The 6,183-nt window shown below is 69.0% G+C and carries 7 protein-coding genes; 2 read left to right on the forward strand and 5 right to left on the reverse strand.

Annotated features, from left to right (window positions below; translation table 11 throughout):
* Window positions 1-26: 26 nt before the first annotated feature.
* The 5 genes from ABTX24_RS26860 to asnB form a co-directional block, all read right to left on the reverse strand.
* The gene (locus ABTX24_RS26860; RefSeq protein WP_350844013.1) at window positions 27-782 is read right to left on the reverse strand and encodes a class I SAM-dependent methyltransferase; all 756 of its coding nucleotides are present in this window, start codon (window positions 780-782) and stop codon (window positions 27-29) included.
* A gap of 131 nt (window positions 783-913) precedes the next feature.
* A complete protein-coding gene (locus tag ABTX24_RS26865) occupies window positions 914-1,249 on the reverse strand; it encodes an ArsR/SmtB family transcription factor (RefSeq protein ID WP_350844015.1) in 336 nt (111 codons plus the stop codon).
* Between the two features lie 5 nt (window positions 1,250-1,254).
* Window positions 1,255-1,899 (reverse strand): SRPBCC family protein, encoded by a 645-nt coding sequence (locus ABTX24_RS26870; RefSeq protein WP_160025079.1) that lies wholly within the window; start codon window positions 1,897-1,899, stop codon window positions 1,255-1,257.
* Window positions 1,900-1,915: 16 nt separating this feature from the next.
* Entirely contained in the window at window positions 1,916-2,932 is a 1,017-nt protein-coding gene (nadE, locus tag ABTX24_RS26875; protein ID WP_350844017.1) for an NAD(+) synthase, read from the reverse strand.
* On the reverse strand, window positions 2,929-4,962 hold the full coding sequence (gene asnB / locus ABTX24_RS26880) for an asparagine synthase (glutamine-hydrolyzing) (protein ID WP_350844019.1): 2,034 nt from the start codon (window positions 4,960-4,962) through the stop codon (window positions 2,929-2,931). Before asnB ends, nadE begins: the two co-directional genes overlap by 4 nt.
* 182 nt (window positions 4,963-5,144) lie before the next feature.
* On the opposite strand from asnB, the gene ABTX24_RS26885 reads away from it, so the two are divergent.
* Both ABTX24_RS26885 and ABTX24_RS26890 read left to right on the forward strand, forming a co-directional pair.
* Window positions 5,145-5,420 carry an acyl carrier protein gene (locus ABTX24_RS26885; protein WP_160025076.1) on the forward strand — a complete coding sequence of 92 codons (276 nt, stop codon included), beginning with the start codon at window positions 5,145-5,147 and terminating at the stop codon, window positions 5,418-5,420.
* 10 nt (window positions 5,421-5,430) lie between these two features.
* Window positions 5,431-6,183: serine O-acetyltransferase (locus ABTX24_RS26890; RefSeq protein ID WP_350844021.1), on the forward strand; the 753-nt coding region annotated here is incomplete at its 3' end.

A 6,183-nucleotide genomic window follows, 5' to 3' on the forward strand; every position in this document is an offset into this window, starting at 1 on the left:
CCGGCCACGGACTGAGAGTCCGTTGTCTATACCTTGCTCGCCACCACCGTGTAGTTCTCGGCCTCAGGGTTGAACGTGCTCAATTCGACCTGGAGTCCGACCCGCTGCAGCTCGGCTTCGAGTTCGTCGTATCGATAGGGCCAGCTCGACAGCAGTTCCGAGCTGGCAAGAACCGACCCGGTTGCATCCACTTGGGCGATCGCGATCTCGATGTGGTGCTCGTCCTCCCAGTTCGGCGCGATCTCCCAGCGGTAGATCACGACGGCGTCGCGTCCGTTCCGGCGGACGAGTCGGTCACTGATGTCCAGCCGGGAACCTCTGGCCCTCACGAGTTCCCACGTGCGGGAGGTGAGTACCAAGCGCCCGCCACGGCGCAGAAGCCGTGACATCGACTCCAGAGCTGCAACTCTGCCTCGCGTGCCCTCCGCGTGGTGCAGTGAGTTGCCGACGCAGAACACCATGTCGAAGGTGTCGTCGTCGAAATGGTCGGGCAGCTCTTGCCAGTCCGCCCGCACTGTCCGGACAGGTGCCCTGAACTCGTTCGACAACTCCGCAGTCCTACGAACCATCGCCTCGCTGGCGTCAGTTGCGACGACCTGCAGGCCCCGGCCGGCGAGGCCGACCGCCAACTGTCCAGTTCCGCACGAACAATCGAGGACGTGAGCGTCCGATGGCAGAAGACCGAGAACGTCATCGAATGACGCAGCGAACTCGGCCGGAGCCAGCTTTGCATCCGAGATGAGCCATTCGTACACCTCGGCAAGTGCTTCGTAGCCAGTCACACCCACCACCTCCGTCACGCGGCAGACTCGCGGCGGCCATCAGTACATCAGCGGAGCAGGTCGGTCACCAATGGTTTATGCAATGGCAACGCGTCCGCGCATGCCGCCGAGCTGCCGGTCCCCAAGCGGCGTCAGTCCGCCGTGGAGCCCTTCCTGCGTCCACGCCTGATCTCGGTGTCGAGAGCGTCGAGGTGCTGGGTCCAGAAGCGGCGGAAGGGGGTGAGCCAGGCGTCGACCTCGGCCATGGGGCCGGTGTCGAGGGAGTAGATGCGGCGGGTGCCGTCGGGGCGTACGTTGGCGAAGCCGTGCTCGCGCAGGACCTTGAGCTGCATGGAGACGGCGGGCTGGCGGATGCCGAACTCGGCGGAGATGGTCTCGACGATCTCGCCGGAGGTGAGGTCGTCGTCGGCGAGGAGCTCGAGGATGCGGCGGCGTACGGGATCGCCGAGGACGTCGAAGGCGTGCAACGCGGCTACTGCTCCGGCATCGCGGTGTAGGCGGCTACGCAGCGCTCGCCGGCGGCGCGGGCCTGGTCGGGGGAGGTGCCGAAGGCGATGTCGGCCTCGACCCAGGCGGCGGCGGAGCCCTGGGTGTGCTCGATCATCGCGGGCAGTGCGTCGGGGGACATCGGGTCCATCTTCTCGGCCTCGGGGGCGGAGAGGTGGAGGGCCAGGCCGAGCAGCATCTGCTCCCAGCCGATGCCGACGGCGCTGGGACCGAACTCCTTCCACTGCTCCGGCGGGACGGGGGCGGAGTGCTCGAGGCGGAGCAGCGTACGGCCGCCGGTGGCGGTCAGGGTCGCGTCGACCCAGGACATCATGTCGCCGTAGGCCCAGGTGATCGAGAGGAGCTTCGGGCGGTCGCAGGCGAGGATCTCGCCGCCGGCGTTGCCCTCGAGCTGGTAGCGGCCGCCGACCTCGAAGTCGCCGGTGACCGGCATCAGCCAGCGGGGGATGCGCTCCTTGGTGGTCAGCGCGTCCCAGACCTCGTCGGGCTCGGCGTCGTAGCTGCGTTCGACGACGAGCACGCGCAGCTCCTCGCCGCCGCGGGTCGTGGTGGTCAGGGCGCGGTTCACGGCGCCGAGGTGGTCGGCAGGGATGAAGGGTGGTGTGCTCATGCCTGCCGACGTTATATCAAGAAGTCTTGATATTCAACGGGACCTCCTCGACGAGCACGGGTGCCGCGTGGAAGTAGGCGGTGGTGCGCCGCTTCTGCTCGATGTCGCGGTAGACGCGCTCGACCTGCTCGACGGTGAGGCCGGTGGCCTCGGCGACCTCGGCGGTCGGGACGTCGTGGTTGAGCCCGTAGAGGCACAGGTCCATCCGCTGGTAGGGCAGCGAGAAGTAGAACTCCTCCTGCGACTGCTCCAACGAGTAGGTGTCGGTGGTCGAGGGGCGGGCCTGGATCTCCTCGGGTACGCCGAGGCGGGCGGCCATCGCGTAGACCTGCGACTTGTAGAGATGTGCGATCGGCTTCACGTCGGCGGCACCGTCACCGAGCTTCACGAAGAAGCCCTGGTCGTACTCGAGCCGGTTCGGGGTGCCGGCGACGGCGTAGTTGAGCCGGTCGGCGTGGAAGTACTCCAGCGCCTTGCGGGCACGCTGCTTGAAGTTCGTCGCGGCCACGATCTCCAGGTAGGCCTCGGTGGTCAGACGGTGCGCGCTCTGCGCGCCGGACGGGTCCTCGACGACGACCGAGAAGAGTCGGAACGCGTCGGAGTCGACCACGCTGGGCAGCACGATCTTCGACTTCCACCCAGGCCCGTACGCCGGCACGACCCGCCGGATCGCGTCGTCGCGCCGCTGGTAGGCGCCGAGGCCGACCAGGACCGGGGAGATGTCCTCGAGGACCGAGTCGATCCCCAGCGCATCGGTCAGCTTCGTGCTGAACCCGATCGTGTCGTCGGAGGACTCCTGCTCGGGCATGTGCAGCGCGAAGACCCGGTCCGGACCCAGCGCCTTGACCGCCAGCGCGGCGACCACGCTGGAGTCGATCCCGCCGGAGACGCCGAGCACGATGCCCTTGCGCTTGTTGGCCACCAGATAGCGGCGGATCGTCTCGCCGATCCGGTTCGCCTCCGCCTCCTCGTCGAAGCTGAGCGTCTCCAGTCCGTACGCTGCGGCTGTCGTTCTTGAGCTGGTCGTGGTCATGCTGAGGTCCTTCCTGTGGGCTCGAGGCTGGTGGTCCCGAGAGTGGTGTCGAAGACGGTGAGCGGGGCCGGCGGTGCGGCCGATGAGGTCGGTGCGGCGAGCAGCTCGCTGTGCAGCAGCTGGGTGGACAGGACGGCGACCAGGCGCATGTTGTCGGTGTTGCCCAGGCCCCGGCCGTCCGTCCGCCGGGCCTTCTCCAGCAGCCGCTGGACGAGCTCCGGCCGGAAGACCCCGGCGGCCTCCAGCGCGGAGCCGGAGGTGACGTCGAAGACCCAGTCCGGAGTGCCGCCGGCGAAGAACGCGGCCGCGTCGGGCGCCCGGTAGGGCTGCTTGGGGCGGCGCAGGATCTGCTCGGGCACCAGGTCGGCGAAGGCCCGCTTGAGCAGGTGCTTCTCGTCCATGCCGTGGATCTTGTGCTCTGCCGGGACCCGGCCGGCGAGCTCGGCGACGTGCGGGTCGAGGAACGGGAACCGGCCCTCGACCGAGTTGCCCATCAGCATCCGGTCGCCCTGGGAGGCCAGGATGTAGCCAGGCAGCAGGGTCGTCATCTCCAGCCACTGGGCGCGCGCGACCGGGTCCCACGAGGCGGCCGCGGCGGGCATCGCGTCGACGACGCCGGCCGCACTGCCCCCGACCGACCGGATCTCGGGCCGCAGCATCGAGGCCAGCACCGCCGTGGAGTCCCACCGCGGCCGGTGCGACATCGCCAGGTCGTCGGCCGAGAGGTTGCGCGAGAAGAAGCTGCGGGCGAACGCCGGCGCCTGGTTGGGGGAGCGGTGCATCCACGGGTAGAGCTGCTCGACGGCCGCCTCGGCGGCCGCCGGGTCCCGCAGCCACATGTCCCGGATCTTGGCCTCGCGGAAGATGTCGTAGCCACCGAGCACCTCGTCGGCGCCCTCGCCGGTGACGACCACCTTGAAGCCGGCCTCCCGGACGAGCCGGGAGAGCAGAAACATCGGTGCCGGGGCGGTCCGCAGCAGCGGCGACTCGGCGTGGCGTACGACCTGGGGGAAGACGTCGGCGATGTCGCGCTCGCTGACCACGACGTCGTGGTGGACGGTGCCGAGCCGCTCGGCCATCAGCGCCTGGAAGCCGCCCTCGTCGAACTCGGCCTCGGCGAACCGGAGGGAGAACGTATGCAGGGGCGCGCTGGTGCTGTGGTCGATCCTGCCGGCGGCGATCGCCCCGGCCGTGACCGCGGAGTCGATCCCTCCGGAGAGGTACGCGGCCACGGGCACGTCGCTGCGCTCGAACCGCAGCCGGGTGGCCGCCATCAGCGTCGTACGTAGCGCCTCGGCATTGGCCTCCAGATCGGTGAGCTCCTCGGCTCCCGCCGGTGGGAACGAGGGCGCCCAGTAGCGGCGCTCGACCTCGACGCCGTCCCTGAAGGTCAGGTACGAGCCCGGCGGCACCTGCACGATGTCCCGGAAGACGGTGCGCGGGGCGACCGTGGACCACAGCGTCAGCACCTGGTCCAGCCCGGCCGGGTCCAGCTCGCGCGGGACGTCGGGGGAGGCGTACAGGGCCTTGACCTCGGAGGCGAAGAGCAGCTGGCCGGCGGCGCGCGTGTAGAAGAGCGGGCGGACACCGAAGCGGTCCCGGGAGAGGACGAGCGATCCCGTCCGGCGGTCCCAGATCGCCAGCGCCCACTGGCCGTTGAACCGATCGAAGCAGCCCGGCCCCCACTCCTCCCAGGCGTGCACGATGACCTCGGTGTCCGAGCGGGTGTCGAAGACGTGGCCGCGTGAGCGGAGCTGGGCGGCGAGCTCGACGTGGTTGAAGATCTCGCCGTTGAAGGTGACCCAGACCTGTTCGCTCTCACCGGAGGCTCGGCAGGACCTGCCGGTCATCGGCTGGGTGCCGCCGACCGTGTCCACGATCGCCAGCCGGGTGTGGCCGAGCGCGACCCGCTCGTCGCGGTAGTAGCCGCTGCCGTCGGGGCCACGGTGGGCGAGAGCGCCCAGCATGTCCCGCACGAGGGCAGGGTCAGGCGCCTCGGTGCTGCTCAGCACCCCACAGATCCCGCACATGGCGCTCCTCGATCGATCCCGGACGGTGCCCGAAGGTTTGCTCGCGCAGGTATGCCAGGGCATCGGGATCACCCCGTTTATCACCCAATGTCGGCATCTCCGGGCCCGATTTCTGCTCCCGACCCGCTTCGGCTGACAGAACGGAGGGGCATTCGTAGACCGTTCACAAACAGGGAGATGTGATGGCGGACGTACAGCGCACGATCGAAGGCTTCATCCTGGACAGCCTGCTGCTGGGTGATGAGACCCGGTTGCCCGGGCCGTCGGAGTCGCTGGTCGAGTCGGGCGTGATCGATTCGACCGGGATCCTGGAGCTCATCGAGTTCCTCGAGGCGGAGTTCGAGATCTCCGTGGACGAGGCCGAGACCGTGCCCGAGAACCTCGACGGCGTCGCCAACCTGGTGGCGTACGTCGGCCGGAAGACAGCGGCCCAGGAACGAGAGCGCCTTGCTAGTTGACGGTGCCCGGGTGACAGGCGACTTCGAGGTCGACCTGGCCAAGATGTACGCGATCGTCCTCGACGGTCCGCGTACGTCTTGGCTGTCCAGGCTGCGGTTCTGGCTCTTCGACTACGAGCTGCACTGCGTCGCCTGCTACCGCTTCGGACGCTGGGCGACCCGGCTGCGCACCCGCAACCGCCTGCTCGGCGTGCTCGCGCTGGGGGTCTACTGGTTCTGGAACCGGCGCAACATCCGCGTCCACCACGCCGACATCTTCCGGCGTGCCGACATCGGGCCCGGGCTGCTGCTCATGCACCGCTCGGGGATCATCGTCGGCCCGGCCGTGGTCGGCAGCAACTGCGTCCTGCACCAGAACGTCACCATCGGCCAGCGCATCGCCGACGGCGACCAGGGTCTGCCCACGATCGGCGACGACGTCTGGATCGGTCCCGGCGCGGTGATCACCGGCGCGATCACGGTCGGCGACGGCTGCACGATCTCCGCCGGCACGGTGCTGTCCAAGGACGTCCCGCCTCACAGTCTCGTCTGCGGCAACCCCGGCAGGGTCATCGCCAAGGACTACGACAACAGCAACATGATCAACTTCGTCGTCGCCCCCGCAGGTCGAGCCGCGAGGCCGCCTGCGGCCGAGCGTGTCGAGACCAACACGGTCCCCTCAGCGCTCGATAAGGACCGTGTTGGTCTTGCCCTCGGTCTTCACGGTGACCGCGGCGGTGTGGTTGCCGGTGCGCGCGACGCCGTAGGTGACACCGCCGACTCG

This window comes from Nocardioides sp. NPDC127514 (genome assembly GCF_040302125.1).
Classification (GTDB): domain Bacteria; phylum Actinomycetota; class Actinomycetes; order Propionibacteriales; family Nocardioidaceae; genus Nocardioides.